This window comes from Pseudomonas sp. Z1-14 (genome assembly GCF_051132005.1).
Classification (GTDB): Bacteria; Pseudomonadota; Gammaproteobacteria; order Pseudomonadales; family Pseudomonadaceae; genus Aquipseudomonas.
This window is the reverse complement of sequence record NZ_CP071646.1, coordinates 4,674,750-4,691,076: the sequence shown is the minus strand read 5'-3', so window position 1 is coordinate 4,691,076 and position 16,327 is coordinate 4,674,750. Positions and strand designations below refer to the sequence as shown.

The 16,327-nt window shown below is 62.8% G+C and carries 13 protein-coding genes, 1 tRNA gene, 1 pseudogene and 1 riboswitch; of the genes and pseudogenes, 2 read left to right on the top strand and 13 right to left on the bottom strand.

Annotated elements, in window-relative coordinates; translation table 11 throughout:
• Positions 1–87 precede the first annotated feature (87 nt).
• The 12 genes and pseudogenes from J3P89_RS21645 to J3P89_RS21590 all read right to left on the bottom strand — a co-directional run bounded on the left by J3P89_RS21645 (position 88) and on the right by J3P89_RS21590 (position 13,187).
• A tRNA-Gly gene (locus J3P89_RS21645) sits at positions 88–161 on the bottom strand.
• Between the two features lie 148 nt (positions 162–309).
• Positions 310–1,194 (bottom strand): alpha/beta fold hydrolase, encoded by an 885-nt coding sequence (locus J3P89_RS21640; protein ID WP_434695601.1) that lies wholly within the window; start codon positions 1,192–1,194, stop codon positions 310–312.
• Positions 1,195–1,503: 309 nt separating this feature from the next.
• On the bottom strand, positions 1,504–2,196 hold the full coding sequence (locus J3P89_RS21635) for a pseudouridine synthase (RefSeq protein WP_434695600.1): 693 nt from the start codon (positions 2,194–2,196) through the stop codon (positions 1,504–1,506).
• A gap of 35 nt (positions 2,197–2,231) precedes the next feature.
• Positions 2,232–2,450, bottom strand: coding sequence for a cysteine-rich CWC family protein (locus J3P89_RS21630; RefSeq protein ID WP_434695599.1), 219 nt, complete (start codon positions 2,448–2,450; stop codon positions 2,232–2,234).
• Positions 2,443–3,060 (bottom strand): annotated as a pseudogene (locus tag J3P89_RS21625) (GGDEF domain-containing protein); the annotation flags it as partial. The gene J3P89_RS21630 and the pseudogene J3P89_RS21625, both read right to left, overlap by 8 nt.
• Positions 3,061–3,341: 281 nt before the next feature.
• Positions 3,342–5,120: an allophanate hydrolase gene (gene atzF, locus J3P89_RS21620; protein WP_434695598.1), complete on the bottom strand. Its 1,779-nt coding sequence runs from the start codon at positions 5,118–5,120 to the stop codon at positions 3,342–3,344.
• Between the two features lie 22 nt (positions 5,121–5,142).
• The gene (gene uca / locus J3P89_RS21615; protein WP_434695597.1) at positions 5,143–8,823 is read right to left on the bottom strand and encodes an urea carboxylase; all 3,681 of its coding nucleotides are present in this window, start codon (positions 8,821–8,823) and stop codon (positions 5,143–5,145) included.
• Between the two features lie 288 nt (positions 8,824–9,111).
• Positions 9,112–9,753, bottom strand: coding sequence for an urea amidolyase associated protein UAAP2 (locus J3P89_RS21610; protein ID WP_434569505.1), 642 nt, complete (start codon positions 9,751–9,753; stop codon positions 9,112–9,114).
• 11 nt (positions 9,754–9,764) lie between these two features.
• Positions 9,765–10,490: an urea amidolyase associated protein UAAP1 gene (locus J3P89_RS21605; RefSeq protein WP_434695596.1), complete on the bottom strand. Its 726-nt coding sequence runs from the start codon at positions 10,488–10,490 to the stop codon at positions 9,765–9,767.
• 13 nt (positions 10,491–10,503) lie between these two features.
• A complete protein-coding gene (locus J3P89_RS21600; protein ID WP_434625452.1) occupies positions 10,504–11,292 on the bottom strand; it encodes an ABC transporter ATP-binding protein in 789 nt (262 codons plus the stop codon).
• Positions 11,289–12,104 (bottom strand): ABC transporter permease, encoded by an 816-nt coding sequence (locus J3P89_RS21595; protein WP_434695595.1) that lies wholly within the window; start codon positions 12,102–12,104, stop codon positions 11,289–11,291. Before J3P89_RS21595 ends, J3P89_RS21600 begins: the two co-directional genes overlap by 4 nt.
• Positions 12,105–12,119: 15 nt before the next feature.
• Positions 12,120–13,187: a putative urea ABC transporter substrate-binding protein gene (locus tag J3P89_RS21590; protein ID WP_434695594.1), complete on the bottom strand. Its 1,068-nt coding sequence runs from the start codon at positions 13,185–13,187 to the stop codon at positions 12,120–12,122.
• A gap of 60 nt (positions 13,188–13,247) precedes the next feature.
• Positions 13,248–13,349: riboswitch (guanidine-I (ykkC/yxkD leader) on the bottom strand.
• 307 nt (positions 13,350–13,656) lie between these two features.
• Here J3P89_RS21590 and J3P89_RS21585 point away from each other — a divergent pair.
• On the top strand, positions 13,657–14,076 hold the full coding sequence (locus J3P89_RS21585; RefSeq protein WP_305496228.1) for a hypothetical protein: 420 nt from the start codon (positions 13,657–13,659) through the stop codon (positions 14,074–14,076).
• A 208-nt stretch (positions 14,077–14,284) separates the two neighbouring features.
• Here J3P89_RS21585 and J3P89_RS21580 read toward each other — a convergent pair whose 3' ends face one another.
• Positions 14,285–15,397, bottom strand: coding sequence for an enoyl-CoA hydratase/isomerase family protein (locus J3P89_RS21580; protein WP_434695593.1), 1,113 nt, complete (start codon positions 15,395–15,397; stop codon positions 14,285–14,287).
• Positions 15,398–15,528: 131 nt separating this feature from the next.
• On the opposite strand from J3P89_RS21580, the gene ung reads away from it, so the two are divergent.
• Entirely contained in the window at positions 15,529–16,221 is a 693-nt protein-coding gene (gene ung / locus J3P89_RS21575; protein ID WP_305496226.1) for a uracil-DNA glycosylase, read from the top strand.
• Positions 16,222–16,327 lie beyond the last annotated feature (106 nt).

Sequence of the window (16,327 nt, the reverse complement as noted above, 5' to 3'; positions counted from 1 at the left end):
AAAAATCAGACCAAAAAAAACCGGCCACCAGGAGCCGGTTTTTTTGTCCCCCGTCAAAACCATCACGACGCGGGACCAGAATTCGATTGGAGCGGGTGAAGGGAATCGAACCCTCGTTATCAGCTTGGGAAGCTGGAGTAATGCCATTATACGACACCCGCTCAGAGCGGCTGACTTTGTACCAGATGTGGCCTGGGATTTGAAGTTTTTCTTTCCGGACGGCGAGGTCATCCGTCTACGCAAGCCTCAAACCAGAGCGGTCATTCGCGAGCAAGCGCCATTGCTGGAGGCTTGCCCGCGATGACTTTCTCAGATGGCCACTGCATGGTAGTCCTGTACATAGCTGTAGCGCGGTCGGCTGGTGTGGTGGGTTGGCTTGAGGAAACCCAGCAACGCCTCGCGGCTGTCGCGGCAGGCGGCCTTGTGTTCCATGTCGAGGAAGTGCCCGGTGGCTTGCAGCGTGGTGAAGCTGCTGTGCTGGACATGATTGGCGAAGAGCCTGGCGTCGGTGGCCGCGGTGTATTCGTCCCATTCGCCATTCAGGAACAGCACCGGCACGTTGATCTTTTTCGCCGCGTTGACATAGCACTGCTGGTCGCTGTGGAGCACATCGTTGATGTGAAAGTGCATCTGTCCGTATTCATGCTCGGCCAGGTTGCTGACGTGGCGATAGTTGAAGCGCTTGAACAGCGGTGGCAGGTGCTTGCCAATCGTACTGTTGACCAGGTGTCCGACACGATCGCCGTCCAGGCTGCTCAAGTAGTCCACGCCACGTTCCAGGTAGTCGCGCATCGGTGCGTTGAGCACCGGTGAGAAAGAACTGATCACGGCTTTTTCGATGCGCCGCGGGCGCTGGGCCAAGGCGGTCAGGGTGGCGGCTCCGCCCCAGGAAAACGACAACACGTGATCGGCGGCGAAGTGGTCGATCAGCTCCAGCAGGATCTGGCCTTCGATTTCCTTCGTCAGCATTTTCTCATGGCGGTTGTGAGCCTTGGACTTGCCCGCATAGGGCTGGTCGTACAGCACGACATTAAATTGCGGGTAGAGGTTTTTGGTGGTCTGTGCAAACGACGCGGTGGTGGCCATCGAGCCGTTGACCAGGATGATGGTCTTTTGCGCGGCGTCTGCGCGATAGAACTCCGTGTAAACCCGATACTGACCCTGTATATCCAGCACAGCGATTTCTGGCCTCATGTCATAAGACTCCTGGCAAGCGGGTATGCGCGCAATGAGATTGCACGGGCAATGTGACAGGTAGGCATACGCCTGGAAGATAAGGCCCATGTCGATCCGCGCAAACCGGTCGACGGGTATTGTTATGGCGGGCAATTTGCCGACGAACGAGGCGGAACCTGAGGGTTCCAGCCGGCAAAAAGTTTCTTAGAGGTATGGGGTGACTCGTCGGTCACATTTCGGCCGACGGTTTGATTCAAGCAGGGGGAAAGCCGTTGCGCAAGTGCTCTTTGAAAATTGTCCGACACTTCTGCCCAGCGGTCATTTGGCTCAGATCAGGCCAACTTCTTCAGGGCTCAAGGCGCGGTATTGGCCCTGTGCGAGATCAGCGTCCAGCTGCAGCGGACCCATGCTTTCACGGTGCAGGCGCAGCACCTTGTTATTGAAGTGACCAAACATGCGCTTGACCTGATGATAACGGCCTTCAACGATGCTCAAGCGCGCCGATGTCGGCCCCAGTTGGGTCAATTGCGCCGGTTGGGTGGTGAGGTCTTCGAACGCAAAGTACAGGCCTTGGGCAAACGTGAAGGCGTACTCGGCGGTAATGGTTTGCTCGGTCTCGACGTAGTAGACCTTCGGTAGTTTGGTCTGCGGCTGGGTCAGGCGCCGCGACCAGCTGCCGTCGTTGGTGATCAGCATCAGCCCGGTGGTGTTGAAGTCCAGGCGACCGGCGATGTGCAAGTCGTCCTTGTCCGGTTCGTCCAGCAGATCGAGGACGGTGCGGTGCTGCGGATCGCGGGTGGCACTCACGCAGCCGGGCGGCTTGTGCAGCATGAAGTAGCGCGCTGGTCGGCCCGCTTGCAAAACTTCGCCGTCGACTTCGACGCGGCTGAATTCACGCACCTGTGCCTGTGGATCGATGACGGTCTGGTCGTCGATCCGTACGCGCCGTTCCACCAGCAGCAGACGGACCTGTTGGCGGTTGAAACGCGGCAGGTTACTGAGGAAACGGTCAACGCGCATGGGCAGTTCGGGCAGGGGAGCTGGGGGCGGGCATCTTACGCGATCGGTTGGTGTTTGGCGCGCAACTGCTCATCGACCCGGGCGCATCGCGGGCACAGGCAGGATTGGTTGCGCAGCTCGGCCGGCAAATTTTCCAGCACCGCCGGGTCGATGCTCACGCCATAGCACCAGCAGGCACGATCAGCGGTTTTCGGATTGGCCAGGGTGCAGTCGTTGGTGGCGCCGCAGGCCGGGCAGAGGTCGGGTTTATTCATAACTGGAATGAGGCATTTCCACGCAGGTTCGGTTGCTTCCGGTCTGTCGGGCGCGTTGCAGCGCATGATCGGCCCGGGACAGCAGGCTGTGCAAGGTGTCTTTGTCCTGCAAGGTGGTCAGGCCGATGCTGATGGTGATCCGCAATTGCTTGCCGCTGCAAAAGTAACGCTGTTGCTCGATGCGCTGGCGAATTTTCTCGGCGATTTTCAGAGCGTTCTGTCCATCGGTGTCCTTGAGCAGCAGGACGAAGGCATCGGCGCTCCAGCGGCAGACAATGTCTGAATGGCGCAGTGTATCGGTCAGGTCGCGAGCGAAACCCGTCAGCAACTGATCACTGGCGATGTGGCCGTGGTTGGCGTCCAGTCGCTTGAAGTCATCCACCTCCAGCAACAGCGCGCTCAGTGGCCTGGGCTCGCGTTGGGCTTCGTGCAGGGCCTGTACCGCCAGGAGGTCGAAGCCCCGCCGATTGGGTAGCTCGGTGAGGCCGTCAAGAATCGCTTGGGCATCGATCCGCCGCTGGTAGCTGACCATCAGCCGATGCAGCACCACGAGCGCGGCCACCGTCACCAGCAGGCCGATCAGCAGATTGAAATACAGCGTCTTGAGCACGTTGTCCCGCAGCGATGTGTTGGCGGCGTAGTAACCCAGCAGCGAGGTCACCAGGAAGCCGGCGCCGAGCAAAATGGCCAGGATGAGCACCGGCGAGCGCTGGGAATACAACGGCGAACGAAGCGACATGGCGATTCCCTTGGAGTGATCCGATGGAATCAGTTTAGTGGCCCTGTAAGAAAAGACATTCGGATTTACAGCTTTGCAAGATCGTGGCGAGGGGATTTAGCGAAACGTCGCGCCGCCCAGCGGGGATAAATCCCCTCGCCACAGGGTGCTGTTTACTGACGGGTACTCAGATAAGCCCGCCATCCGCCCAGATGACTGATGTCCTGCGCGCCGTCCAGACCATACGGCTCGCAAATGAAGCCGCTTTCCCAGCGTCCGTCGGCCAGTTGCACCTTACCCAGCCCCAGCGGTGCGGGGATACCGGTGAGGAACGAACCCAGCTCGCTGCTTGGCAATTCCCAGACTTCCACTTCGATCGCCACGCCTCCCTCGCCGACCCGAAGCATGCCAGGGCGCAGTGGCGGGCCGCCGGCCAAGGCGTAGAGGCGATAATCCGCTGAGCTTCGGGTGGCCTCGATCAGGCGGGCGCCACGTTGCTTGAGCTGCCAGTTCAACGCCAGCCCATCCAGGTGCGCGCCGCACACGACCAACCGTGCCCGATCATGGCGCGCCGGGTTGGCAGGCACTGGCAGATCAGGCGCTTGCTGACGCTGCAAGGCGTCGGCCACGCTCAGCAGGTACTGATCGGTGAAGGCGCGGCCGAACAGCGTCACGCCCCAAGGCAAACCGTTGGCCATGAATGCGCTGGGAACGGCCACGGCGGCGTAGTCCAGCAGGTTCATGAAGTTGGTGTAGTAACCCAGTTGCGAATTGCGCAGGAGCGGTTCGGCGGCGAGTTCGGCGAGCGTCACCGGGCGCCCGATGGTCGGGGTGAGGACGCAATCGAGCGCTTCCATCGCGCGATCGCATTGGGCCTTGAGCGCCTGCAAACGGTACTGGGCACGGAAGGTTTCCACACCGGTCACCGTCGGCGCTTGCGCCAGCACGGCGCGGATCACCGGCAGTACCGCGTCGGGTTCGCGTTCCATCAGTTCCCCGGCCACGCTGTAGCGCTCGGCAACCCACGGCCCCTCATAGAGCAGGCGTGCCGCTTCGAGGAAGGGTGACAAGTCCAACTCGACAGCTTCGCCGCCCAGGTGTTCGAGGCGCTCGATGGCATCGGCGAACAGCCGTGGGCCTTCGTCGCAGTCGAAAAACTCCAGGTCTTGCCGGCGGGGCACGCCGAAGCGAAAACGTCGTGGCGCGCCGAACGCCGCGCCGTCGTTCCATTGCGGGTTGGGGCGGCTGTATTCGTCGCGCGGGTCGAGACGCGCAGTCAATGCCAACAGCTGGCTGGCTTCGCGTGCCGTCGCGGTGAATGTGGTCACGCAGTCCAGCGTACGGCAGGCCGGCACCACGCCAGCGGTGGAGATCAGGCCCTTGGTGGCTTTCAACCCCACCAGGTTGTTCAGCGCCGCAGGCACGCGGCCGGAGCCGGCGGTGTCGGTGCCCAGGGCAAAGCTGGCCACGCCCAGGGCCACCGCCAGCGGCGAGCCCGCGCTGGAGCCGCCCGCCGGGTAGTCGGCCAGCACGCTGTTGCGGCAAGCCCCGTAGGGCGTGCGCGTACCGTTGAGGCCAGTGGCGAACTGGTCGAGGTTGGTCTTGCCAACAGGAACCGCACCCAGCGCCAGCAATTGCTCGACGATGCTTGCCGAACGTTGCGGCACGTAGGCAAACGCCGGGCAGGCGGCGGTGGTGGGAATGCCAGCCAGGTCGATGTTGTCCTTGATCGCGAATGGCACGCCATACAACGGCAGGCTTTCCAGGTCGCGGTTTTCCAGTGCCGAAACGTAAGGTTCGAGTTCCTCGGGCGAGAGCAGGTGGATGAACAGGTGATAGTCCGGGTTGAGCGCAGCGGCTTTTTCCCGCAGGGCCAACAGCAGCTGACGCGGTGTGGTTTCACCCTTGCGGTAGGCGTCGCGCAGGTTGTCCAGGCGCAGAGAGAGGGTCATGGCGTTAATCCTTTGATTGAGTTCAGTCACGTTCCAGCACCACCACGCGTTGCCCGGCGCGCACCGCTGAACCGGGCTGGACGCGTACTTCTCGGACCACGCCGGCGATGGGCGCAAGCACCGGGATTTCCATTTTCATGGACTCCAGAATCACCAGCACGTCACCCGCGGCGACCCGGGCACCCACCTCCACCTGGACCTGCCAGAGGTTGCCGGCGATGTGGCTGTCGACGCTCAGTTGGCCCTCGTCCAGCACTGAATCTTCGCTCGGCGCGGTTGCCGGTTCCTCGCTGTCGAAATGCGCCTGGCCACTGGCGATCCAGCGCTCGCGCTCGGCACGGAAGGCGCCTTGTTGCTGCTCGCGGAACGCGTCGATGCTGTCCGCTTCCCGGGCCAGGAAGCGCTGGTAATCAGCGAGGTTGAGTTGGCTGTGTTCGATCGCCAGGTCGAAGCGGCCCAACGGGAAATCCCGACGGATGCGCAGCAGTTCATCGGCGCTGACCGGGTAGAAGCGGATCTGGTCGAAGAAGCGCAGCAGCCAGGGCTTGCCGTCAAATGCGGCGACGTCCCGATAACGATTCCACATCTGCAACGTGCGGCCGACGAACTGATAGCCGCCGGGGCCCTCCATGCCGTACACGCACAGATAGGCGCCGCCGATGCCCACCGAATTTTCCGCGGTCCAGGTGCGGGCCGGGTTGTATTTGGTGGTCACCAGCCGGTGCCGCGGATCCAACGGCGTGGCGACCGGTGCGCCGAGGTAGACATCGCCGAGGCCCATCACCAGATAGCTGGCATCGAACACCGTGCGTTGTACTTCGTCGAGGTTGGGCAGGTCGTTGATGCGCCGGATGAACTCCAGGTTGCTCGGGCACCAGGGCGCGTCCTTGCGCACGGTGGTCATGTACTTTTCGATCGCCAGCTGGCAGGCCGGATCGTCCCAGGACAGCGGCAGATGGACGATGCGCGACGGCACCTGCAAGTCTTGCGCGGCGCACACGGCGTCCCACTCGCCGGCGACGATGGCCAGCAGATCGGCCAGGGGTAATTGTTCGGGCTGGTAATGCACTTGCAGCGAGCGAATACCCGGCGTCAGGTCGATGACCCCTCGCAGGTGTTTTTGCTCCAGGGCCTGCATCAAGGCGTGGGCGCGAAAACGCAGCACCAGATCCAGTTCGGGAGCGCCGATTTCAAGCAGCAGATGGGTGTCGCCGGACAGCCGCGCGACCAGGCGGGTGTCGTCCTGGCCGATGTCCAAAACCACAGGCGACATCAATGTCTGTGTAATTCCCAAACCTGTGGCGAGCGAGCTTGCTCGCGCTGGGTCGCGCAGCGGCCCCAAATTTTCAGCACCAGGAATATTGTCTGGCGAGCGCTGCGCACTCGAGCGGGAGCAAGCTCCCTCGCCACGGGGGAAATCCATTGCCAATGCGCGGGCAGTCTTCAGGTCCACCGGCACAAACCGCACCTTGTCCCCCGCCTTGAGCTGTCCCAGTTGCCACAGGTCCGCCTCGATCACCGTCACGGGGCAGACGAAGCCCCCCAGGCTCGGGCCGTCGGGGCCGAGGATGACCGGCATGTCGCCGGTGAAGTCCACCGCGCCGATGGCGTACGGGTTGTCATGGATATTGGACGGATGCAGGCCCGCTTCGCCGCCGTCGGCACGTACCCATTCCGGCTTCGGCCCGATCAGCCGCACGCCGGTTCGGCTGGAGTTGAAATGCACTTCCCACGCGGTGTCGAAGAACGTCTGGATGTAACGCTCGGTGAAATATTCCGGCGCGCCGTGGGGACCGTAGATCACACGGATCTGCCGCACGGCTGGCAACACCAGGGGCGGCTCTTCGATCGACGGCATCACGACGTGCTCATCCAACGCAGCCAGGTGCAGCACGTCGCCGGTGCACAGTGCTCGCCCGCCGTGGCCGCCGAACTGGCCGAGGGTGAAGGTGCTTTTGCTGCCCAGGTAATCCGGTACCTGCAAGCCGCCATGTACACACAGATAACTCCGCGCCCCGGCGCCAGTAATCGTGCCGATGGCGAGGGTGGACCCTGCACCGATCGACAGCGGGGTGTCCATCGGCACCGTTTCGCCGTCCAGCGTCAGGGCGATTTCTGCGCCGGTCACCGCCACTCGCGCAGCGCAGTTGAAGCGCAGCAGCGGCCCGCTCATGGTGATTTCCAAGGCCGCCGCACCTTCCTCGTTGCCCAGCAGGCGATTGCCCAGGCGCAACGAACGGCTGTCCATCGGTCCCGACGGCGGCACGCCCACCGCCCAATAACCGAGGCGACCGGGGTAATCCTGAACGCTGGTCTGAGTGCCGGGGCTGAGCACTTCGACGGTGTTGGCGCGGTAGGCCAGGGTCTCCAGGCAGCGGGTCCAGGGCTGGCCATCGGCGAAGGGCGCGTCGAGCAGGATCTGTTGCAGGTAGACACGGTTGGTTTCCACGCCATAGAGCAGGCTTTCGTCCAGCGCTTGATGCAGGCCCAGGCGTGCCTGCTCGCGGGTCGGCGCCCAGCGAATGACTTTGGCGATCATCGGATCGAAGTACGGCGGGATCTGGCAACCGGCCTCGACCCAGGTGTCGATGCGCAGTTCCTTGCCGTTGGCTTGCGCAAATTCCACCGCAGTCAGCAGCCCTGGGCTCGGCTGGAAATCCCGGCCTGGGTCCTCGGCATACAGGCGCGCCTGGATCGCGTGGCCCTCGGCTTTCAGCCCTTGGCTCAGTTCGCTCAGTGGCGGCAGTTCGCCGGCGGCCAATTGCACCATCCAGCGCACCAGGTCCACGCCCCACACCTGCTCGGTGACGCCATGCTCCACTTGCAGGCGTGTGTTCACTTCCAGGAAATAGAAGCGTCCTGCCTCGCTGTCATAGACAAACTCCACGGTGCCGGCGCTGCGGTAGTCGACCGCCCGGGCCAGCTTGATCGCGGCAGCGCAAAGCGCGTCGGCCATGCCCTCGGGCAGGTTGGGCGCCGGGGTTTCTTCGATGACTTTCTGGTTGCGCCGCTGCACCGAGCAGTCGCGCACGCCCAAGGCGATCACCTGGCCCTGGCCGTCGCCGAACACCTGAACCTCAAGATGCCGCGCCCGTTCGATGTATTTCTCGATGAACACGCCGGCGTCGCTGAAATTGTTCTGCCCGAGGCGCTTGACCGCTTCGAAGGACTCGCTCAATTCAGCGGCGCTGCGGCATACGCGCATGCCGATTCCGCCGCCGCCCGCCGTGCTTTTCAGCATGACCGGGTAGCCGACCTGCGCCCCGGCCAGTAGCGCGGCATCCAGGCTGTCGAGCAGCTCCGTGCCTTCGAGCAGGGGCACGCCGTGCTGGCGAGCCAGGGCGCGTGCGGTGTGCTTTAGGCCGAACACTCGCAACTGCTCCGGTGTCGGGCCGATGAAGGCAATGTTGGCGACCTCGCAAGCTTGTGCGAAAGCGGCGTTTTCCGAGAGAAAACCGTAGCCGGGATGGATCGCGGTCGCGCCGCTGTCCTGGGCGATAGCCAAGAGCTTGTCCACGGCCAGGTAGGTGCCCGCCGCCGCGCCTTGGCCCAGGCAGTGGGCTTCGTCGGCCTGGAGGATGTGCAGGCTGGCTTCGTCGGCCTGGGAGTAAACCGCGACGCCTTTGACGTCCAGCTCGCGCAGGGTCCGCAGGATGCGGCAGGCGATGGCGCCACGGTTGGCAATCAGGATTTTTTCGAACATGGCATTTACCCCTCAGGCCGCAATGTCAGCCTGAATCGGGATGCGGGCCGTCCCGCAGTTTTCGATGGCCGACGGGGTCGTCCCCGTGGGCGGATACCTTCGAACACCACACAACCTCTGTGGGAGCGAGCCTGCTCGCGAAAACGGTACATCAGCTGCATGAAGGCTGACTGATCCGACTCCTTCGCGAGCAGGCTCGCTCCCACAGGGAATCAGGGCGTTATTTGATGCATTGCCCCGACCGGCTCTGGCACAGCGCGAACAGCCAGCGGCGCAGGCGCACGAGTTTCAGTTCCATATCAGCAGCTCCGCAGGGGTAGGGTTGTAGGCGTTGCACGGGTTGTTCAGTTGCGGGCAGTTGGAGATCAACACGATCACATCGATCTCGGCCCGCAGGTCGACGTATTTGCCCGGCGCCGAGATCCCGTCTTCGAAAGTCAGGCCGCCGTCGGCGGTCACCGGCACGTTCATGAAGAAATTGATGTTCGGTCCGATGTCGCCCTTGCCCAGTCGACCGTCGTGGGCGCAGGCCCGAAGGTAATTGTCGCGGCAGCTGTGCATGTAGCGTTTTTCCAGGGCGTAGCGCACGGTGTTGCTTTCCTGCGCGCAGGCGCCGCCGAGGGTGTCGTGGCGCCCGCAGGTGTCCTCGACGATGGTCAGCATCGGGCGGCCAAGGTTGGAATACAGCACGCTGCCGGTGCCCAGGTAGACGCTGTTCTGCCGGCGCAGTGTGCGTTGCACGTCGTAGCGTTCCTTGGGGTTGGCCAAGCTGTAGAACAACGTATCGACCGCCTGGTTGCCTTCCAGGTCGAGGATGCGCAGGGTCTGGCCGGCCTTGACCTCGGTCAGCCAGGGTTCGCCGGCGGGAATCGTGGAACGGTATACGGCGGTCTCGGGTTGCTTGTGTGCAGTGGCGATGGCGAGTGACATGGCGACGATCCTCAGGCGAACAGGCGGTCGGTGTTGATGAAGCCGCGCTGGTTTTCCGGGCGCGATTGGCGGCAGTGTTCGGCGACGCTGGGGTTGGCGTTCATCCAGCTGAGTTTGAGCGGCTGCGGCGCGTATAGCGGGTTCGGGTCCATCGGATGTTGCAGCGCGGTCAGCACCACCAGGGTGTCCATCGGTGCGTACAGCTCGATGTAGTCACCGGCCTTGGAGTTGCCCTCCACGAAGTGGAAGTGGCCGGCCTCGTCGACATCGACCCGGCTGAACAGGTTGAGGGTCATCAGCAGGTCGGACAGACCCAACCCCCATTTGCCCAGTTCTACCAACAGGTTGTCGGTGCCGTTGCGGAAGAAGCCGTTGCGCAGTTCCTGGTAACGGCCCTGACCATACTTTTCAGCGGCTTCCTCGGCGCAGAGCACGCCGCCAAAACTATCGCTCCAGCCACAGGTATCCGCAGTGATTGCCGCCAGTACCCGGCCCATGTCCGAGTACAGGCAATGACCGGCGGTGAGCTTGGCGGTGTGTTGGCATTTCAGACTGTCCGGCAGGTTCAGGCGCTCGGTTTTTTCGTTGGCATTAAGCAAGGTAAGGCTCACGTTGGCACCGCCACGCACATCGGTCAGGCGCAGCAACTGACCGCGCTTGAGGACGAACGAGCGATGGCCGCCACCGGGCAGCAACTCTTCGGCGAAGGGGGGGAACAGCTGGATCGAATCGGTCATGGAATTTCTCCTTTCAAGCGATACGCAACGTGCCGGCCAGTTCGGCAGGCAGGGCGTCGACGGCGGCACGGGCGGTGCGGCGGTCGCTGTTCAGTGGGATGTCGTAGGTGATGCGTGCGCCATAGGCGCCAGGGGCATGGGGATCGACACGAACCTTGTCGAACACCAGCAGGCGGGTGCCAAGGCTGAAGCCTTCGGACAGGTCATGGGTCACCATGAACACCGTCAGCCGGGTTTCCCGCCAGAGCTCCAGCAGCAGGGCATGCATGTCTTTGCGAATGCCGGGGTCGAGGGCGCCGAAGGGTTCGTCCAGCAACAACACCCGCGGCTTCATGATCAGCGCCTGGGCGATGGCCAGCCGTTGCTGCATGCCGCCGGAGAGCTGCGCGGGGTATTTGTCCAGCGCGTGGCCGAGGCCGACTTTGTCCAGCAGTTGTGCGGCGTCTTCGCGGGCCTGGCGTTTGGCGCCGCCGAACAGACGCCCCAGCAGCGGCGAGCGCGGCAATTCCAGGCCGAGGGCGACATTGTCCAGTACCGTCAGGTGCGGGAATACCGAGTAACGCTGGAACACCACTCCACGGCTGGCATCCGGCTCGCCCGCCAAAGGTTCGCCGTCCAGCAGGATCTGTCCGCGGCTGGCGCGTTCCTGGCCTAGCAGCAGCCGCAGGAAAGTCGACTTGCCGCAACCCGAGGCACCCACCAGGGTGCAGAACTCACCCTCGGCAACGCTCAGGTTCAAGCGCTCGAGCACCACTTGATCGGCATACTGCTGCCAGACGTTGTTCACGGTAATGAAGCTCATGCCTTCGCCCCCTCGTACCAGGGAAATGCTCGGCGGGTCAGGCGCTTGAGGCCCCAATCCATCAGCCAGGCGAGCAGGGTGATCCACACCACATAGGGCAGGATCACATCCATCGCCAAGTAACGACGCACGAGGAAAATCCGATAGCCCAGGCCATCGGTGGAAGCGATGGCTTCGGCAGCGATCAGGAACAGCCAGGCCGAACCCAGCATCAGCCGCAGGGAAATCAACAGGCGCGGCAGCAATTGCGGCAGCACCACGCGCAACATCAGGGTCCAGGTCGAGGCACCCAGCGTCTGGGCCTTGATCAATAGCTCAGGCGGAATTTCCCGGGCACGCTGCTCCAGGTCGCGGGCCAGGCACGGGGTGATGCCGATGACGATCAGCATCACCTTGGACAACTCCCCCAGGCCGAAGACGATGAACAGGATCGGCAGGATCGCCAATGGCGGCACCATCGACACCACGGTGAGTAGCGGCGACAACGGCGCGCCGAACAGCGGCAGCGTGCCGGCGGCGATGCCCAGGCACAGCCCGGCCAGGGCGCTGATGCCCAGGCCGATCGCCAACCGGCGCAGACTCGAAGCGGTGTCCTGCCAGAGCAGGTAATCGCCGCTGCGAGCGTCGGCGGTAAAGGCCAGGCGTTTGACTGCATCGACCATCTGCACAGCGCTGGGCAGCAGCTTGTCGTTGGGGTTGTCTGTCAGCCGTTCCGCCGAGCCCATGAAGTAGGCAAACAGCACCAGCGCAAATGGCAGGATCACCAGCAACAAGCGGCTGGGGCGATCGGGGTAGCGGTTGATCACGCGCATGCCAGTCCTCCGGTCCTACAACTTGGCGTCGGCGGCCAGTTGCACGTAGGTGGGGTCGAAGCGCAGCTTGAGGTTGGTTTTGTCGCCCAGGGTCACGCCATTGGCGAACGCCATGCCCACTGCGTCGGCATCCTTGGCGCCTTCACCCAGCAGACCGTGGCGGAACGAGAACTCGGCGACCTTGCGCAGGGTGGCGGGCAGTTGTTCGCTGGTGGCGAAGGCGAGGGCTTCCTTGGGGGTGGCGAACAGCTTGGTAGTGTCCAGTTGCGCCTGGAAACCTTTGAGATCAGTACCCGACGCCTTGGCCATGTGTTCCAGCGCGGCATTGGCGGCTGCGTTCCTGGCGTTCATCAGCGCCACCACTTCGAACCAGGCGCCGGTCAGTGCCTTGCCCAGGGCCGGGTTGTCTTTGAGGGTCTGAGTGTTGACCACCATCATGTCCATGATTTCGCCGGGAATCTGGCTGGAGTTGAATACTTCGCTGACACCCGGCTGGGCCTTGATGCCCGAGAGCATCGGGTTCCATGTCGTGACGGCCTTGACCTGGTCGGTGTTGAAGGCGGCAGAAATATCGGCGTCGGAGGTGTTGACGACTTTCAGGTCTTTCTCGGCGAGGCCGACCGAGTCCAGGGCCCGAGCCAAGAGGTAGTGGGACACCGACAATTCCACCAGATTGACGTCCATGCCCTTGAGGTCGGCGACTTTCTTGCCCTCGCCCTTGAGGACGATGCCGTCGTTGCCGTTGGAGAAGTCACTGACGATCAGTGCGGTGCTGTCCACGCCGCCGGCGGCGGGAATGGTCAGGGCGTCCATGTTGGTCATGGTGCAGCCATCGAACTGACCGGCGGTGTACTGGTTGATGGATTCGACGTAATCGTTGAGCTGCACGACATCGATGGTGATGCCGTATTTCTTCGCCCATTTGTCGACGATGCCCTGGCTGCCGGCGTATTCCCAGGGCATCCAGCCGGCATAGATGGTCCAGCAGACGCTGAAATTGTCCTTGGGCGCGGCGTGGGATGGGATGCTCGCGAAGGCCGCAAGCGCGGCGAGGAGCAGTGAGGACAGACGAAGCTTGAGCATGGTGGTTCTCCAGTTGATCAAGGGCGGACAGGAGCAACGCGGCACCGCGAACGGTGGCTTGTCTCCCGGGCTTTTGTCCCGCCGTGTAACCTCAACTGGAGGTCGCCAACTCTCGGACCAGCCACTCGCCAGAGGCGAGCCGGAACCCTAGTCAGCCATTGCAAATTGTGGTGCCGCGAACCTGTGATGACTCCTGCACAAGGTTCGTTAAAGCGAGAGCCGTGCCAAGTACGCGCAAGCCCCGGTCCAGAGCGACCGCATGCCAGGAAGGCGCGTACCTCAAGCGGATTCATGCGTTGTTGTGGTGCCGTGGCGCACCGCAATGAAGCAAAAGGCTACATGTTTCGAGTTATTGCAACGTCGCACCAGATTCCGATTTCGCTGTCAGATTAATCGTCAGTCACCCCAATAGATGACTGCCGCCCGTCAGCGTCGCTGATGTGGCCCATCCGCGGTCCAGGAGGCCGCCATGTATCGACGACTGCTGCTCATTGCGTTTCTCGGTTTGACTCTTTCGGCCTGCGTGCCTTACTCCGACGGAGGCTCCAGCTATTACCGTTCCGAGGTCTACACCTCACCGGCGCCGGTCTATTACAGCGGCGGTGGAAGTTACTACTCGGCACCGCGTGGCTATTACGCTCCACCACGGTACTACCAGCCGGCGCCGCGTTATTACTCGGCTCCACGCTACTACCAGCATGGCCCACGCTATTACTCGCCACCGCGAGCGGCGTATCGCCCCTATCCGCATCGGGGCGGTTGGGACGGCCGGGACCGGGGCGGCTGGAATGACGACCGTCGCGGCCGGGGCGGACGTGACCGTGGGCATGATCATCGGGGACGTGGCCATGATGGACGTGGTCATGACGGACGGGGCGGTCATCGCTGACGGATCGGCAGCAAAAAGCGGCGCATTGAGCGCCGCTTTTTTTTGTGCCTGCGTAAAGCTAACCCTCTAAACCCTGTGGGAGCGAGCCTGCTCGCGAAGGCGGTATCCCCGACACAGCATTACTGTCAGGGCCGACGCCATCGCGAGCAGGCTCGCTCCCACAAGGAGGCGGGTTTCACCAAAGGTATGCCCACCAAAAGCAGGTCCGTTACTCATTGGACAAATCCGCCAACGGATGCCGCCCCTCCCATACCTTATGGAAATGCGCCTCGACCGCCGCTTGCGGCACATGATTGATATCCGGCCAATGCCAGCGCGGCTTGTGGTCCTTGTCGATCAACCGCGCCCGCACGCCTTCGCTGAATTCCGGATGGCGGCAGCAGTTGAGGCTCAAGGTGTATTCCATGCGGAACACACCGGCCAATGACAAAGGGCGGGCGCGGCTGATCTGCTCCCAGACCAGGTGCGCCGTCAGCGGCGAGCCTTCGGTCATGGTCCTGGCTGCCCGGGCGATCAATGGGTCCGGATGATCCACCAGCAGGCTGAGGGCTTTCCAGGCGCAGCGCACGTCGCTGACATCCAGCCACTCATCGATTTGCTGCCGACGCGGCAACCATTGGGCTTCGGGTTGTTGCGGCAGTGCTTCTTGCTGTAGAGCCCTGAGCAGGCTGTTGAGCTGCATCTCGGTCTGTTCCTGCCAGTTAAGCTGCAACAAGCCTTCGATCAGGTCATCCTGCTGCTCATCGAGCAGAAAGCGATCGGCCAGGCCCAGATCGATGGCATCCCTGGCGTTCATGTGGGCGCCGGTAAGGCCGAGGAACAGGCCAAGCTTGCCCGGCAGGCGCGACAGGAACCAACTGGCGCCGACGTCCGGATACAAGCCGATGCTGATTTCCGGCATCGCCAGTCGACTGCTCGGCGTGACGATTCGCGTGCTGGCGCCTTGCAGCAGGCCCATGCCGCCGCCGAGTACATAGCCATGGCCCCAGCAGATCAACGGTTTCGGATACGTGTGCAGATTGAAGTCCAACCGGTATTCGGCAGCGAAAAACTGCGCCGCCAGCGGCGGCACTTCGCCGGGGTGGGCGCGACACGCTTCGACCAGGCTGCGCACCTCGCCACCGGCGCAGAAGGCCTTGGCACCATTGCCGCGCAACAGCACACAGACAATCTGCGATTCCCGGGCCCAGGCGTCGAGGCGATCGCGCAGGGCGTTGATCATCGGCAGGGAAAGGGCGTTCAAGGATTTTTCGGCATCCAGCGTGGCGACGCCCAGGCGCGCCCCGTTGATGCCGGTCAGTTCTTCGAAGTGCAGATTCATCGTGACCTCGATCGGAAAATTGAATGATCAGTATGACTGCTGTGGGGGAAAGTGCCGGATTGGCGTCAGATCAATTGACAAGCCCTGTAGGCTTTCCTAGGGTGCGCCCATTGTTTCTACCGGGTGCACCCATGACCGCTGACGACCGTATCAAACTCGAACCCAGCTGGAAGCAGGCACTGCGTGCCGAGTTCGACCAGCCGTACATGGCGGAGTTGCGCGAGTTCCTGCGCAGTGAATACGCCGCTGGCAAGGAAATCTATCCGCCGGCCCCGCTGATTTTTAATGCGCTCAATTCCACGCCGCTGGACAAGGTCAAGGTGGTGATCCTCGGCCAGGACCCGTACCACGGCCCGGGCCAGGCCCATGGCTTGTGCTTTTCGGTGCAGCCGGGCGTGCCGACGCCGCCGTCGCTGGTGAACATCTACAAGGAATTGAAGCGCGACCTGAACATCGATATCCCCAACCATGGCTATCTGCAGAGCTGGGCCGACCAGGGTGTGTTGTTGCTCAACACGACCTTGACCGTGGAGCGCGCCAATGCCAATGCCCACGCTAAAAAAGGCTGGCAGCACTTTACCGACAAAGTCATCGAAGTGGTCAGCGAACACCAGCCGCACCTGGTATTCCTGCTGTGGGGCGCTCATGCCCAGAGCAAGCAGAAGCTGATCGATGCGACCAAGCATCTGGTGTTGACCTCGGTCCACCCGTCACCGCTGTCAGCCCATCGGGGCTTTATCGGCTGCGGGCATTTCAGCCGGACCAACAAGTTTCTCCAGCAGCATGGCGAGCAGCCGATCGATTGGCGCTTGCCGCCGGTTTGATGCGCTAGCCGGGCGGGCCCCATCGCGAGCAAGCTCGCTCCCACAGGGTTCTAGGGCAACACAAATCCCTGTGGGAGCGAGCTTGCTCGCGATGAAGGCAACTCGG

Coding starts and splice junctions, on each gene's coding strand:
- uca (WP_434695597.1), bottom strand. CDS start 8,823: ATGTTCGAAAAAATCCTGATTGCCAACCGTGGCGCCATCGCCTGCCGC.
- J3P89_RS21610 (WP_434569505.1), bottom strand. CDS start 9,753: ATGTCACTCGCCATCGCCACTGCACACAAGCAACCCGAGACCGCCGTA.
- J3P89_RS21590 (WP_434695594.1), bottom strand. CDS start 13,187: ATGCTCAAGCTTCGTCTGTCCTCACTGCTCCTCGCCGCGCTTGCGGCC.
- J3P89_RS21585 (WP_305496228.1), top strand. CDS start 13,657: ATGTATCGACGACTGCTGCTCATTGCGTTTCTCGGTTTGACTCTTTCG.
- J3P89_RS21580 (WP_434695593.1), bottom strand. CDS start 15,397: ATGAATCTGCACTTCGAAGAACTGACCGGCATCAACGGGGCGCGCCTG.
- ung (WP_305496226.1), top strand. CDS start 15,529: ATGACCGCTGACGACCGTATCAAACTCGAACCCAGCTGGAAGCAGGCA.
- J3P89_RS21630 (WP_434695599.1), bottom strand. CDS start 2,450: ATGAATAAACCCGACCTCTGCCCGGCCTGCGGCGCCACCAACGACTGC.
- J3P89_RS21600 (WP_434625452.1), bottom strand. CDS start 11,292: ATGAGCTTCATTACCGTGAACAACGTCTGGCAGCAGTATGCCGATCAA.
- atzF (WP_434695598.1), bottom strand. CDS start 5,120: ATGACCCTCTCTCTGCGCCTGGACAACCTGCGCGACGCCTACCGCAAG.
- J3P89_RS21605 (WP_434695596.1), bottom strand. CDS start 10,490: ATGACCGATTCGATCCAGCTGTTCCCCCCCTTCGCCGAAGAGTTGCTG.
- J3P89_RS21640 (WP_434695601.1), bottom strand. CDS start 1,194: ATGAGGCCAGAAATCGCTGTGCTGGATATACAGGGTCAGTATCGGGTT.
- J3P89_RS21635 (WP_434695600.1), bottom strand. CDS start 2,196: ATGCGCGTTGACCGTTTCCTCAGTAACCTGCCGCGTTTCAACCGCCAA.
- J3P89_RS21595 (WP_434695595.1), bottom strand. CDS start 12,104: ATGCGCGTGATCAACCGCTACCCCGATCGCCCCAGCCGCTTGTTGCTG.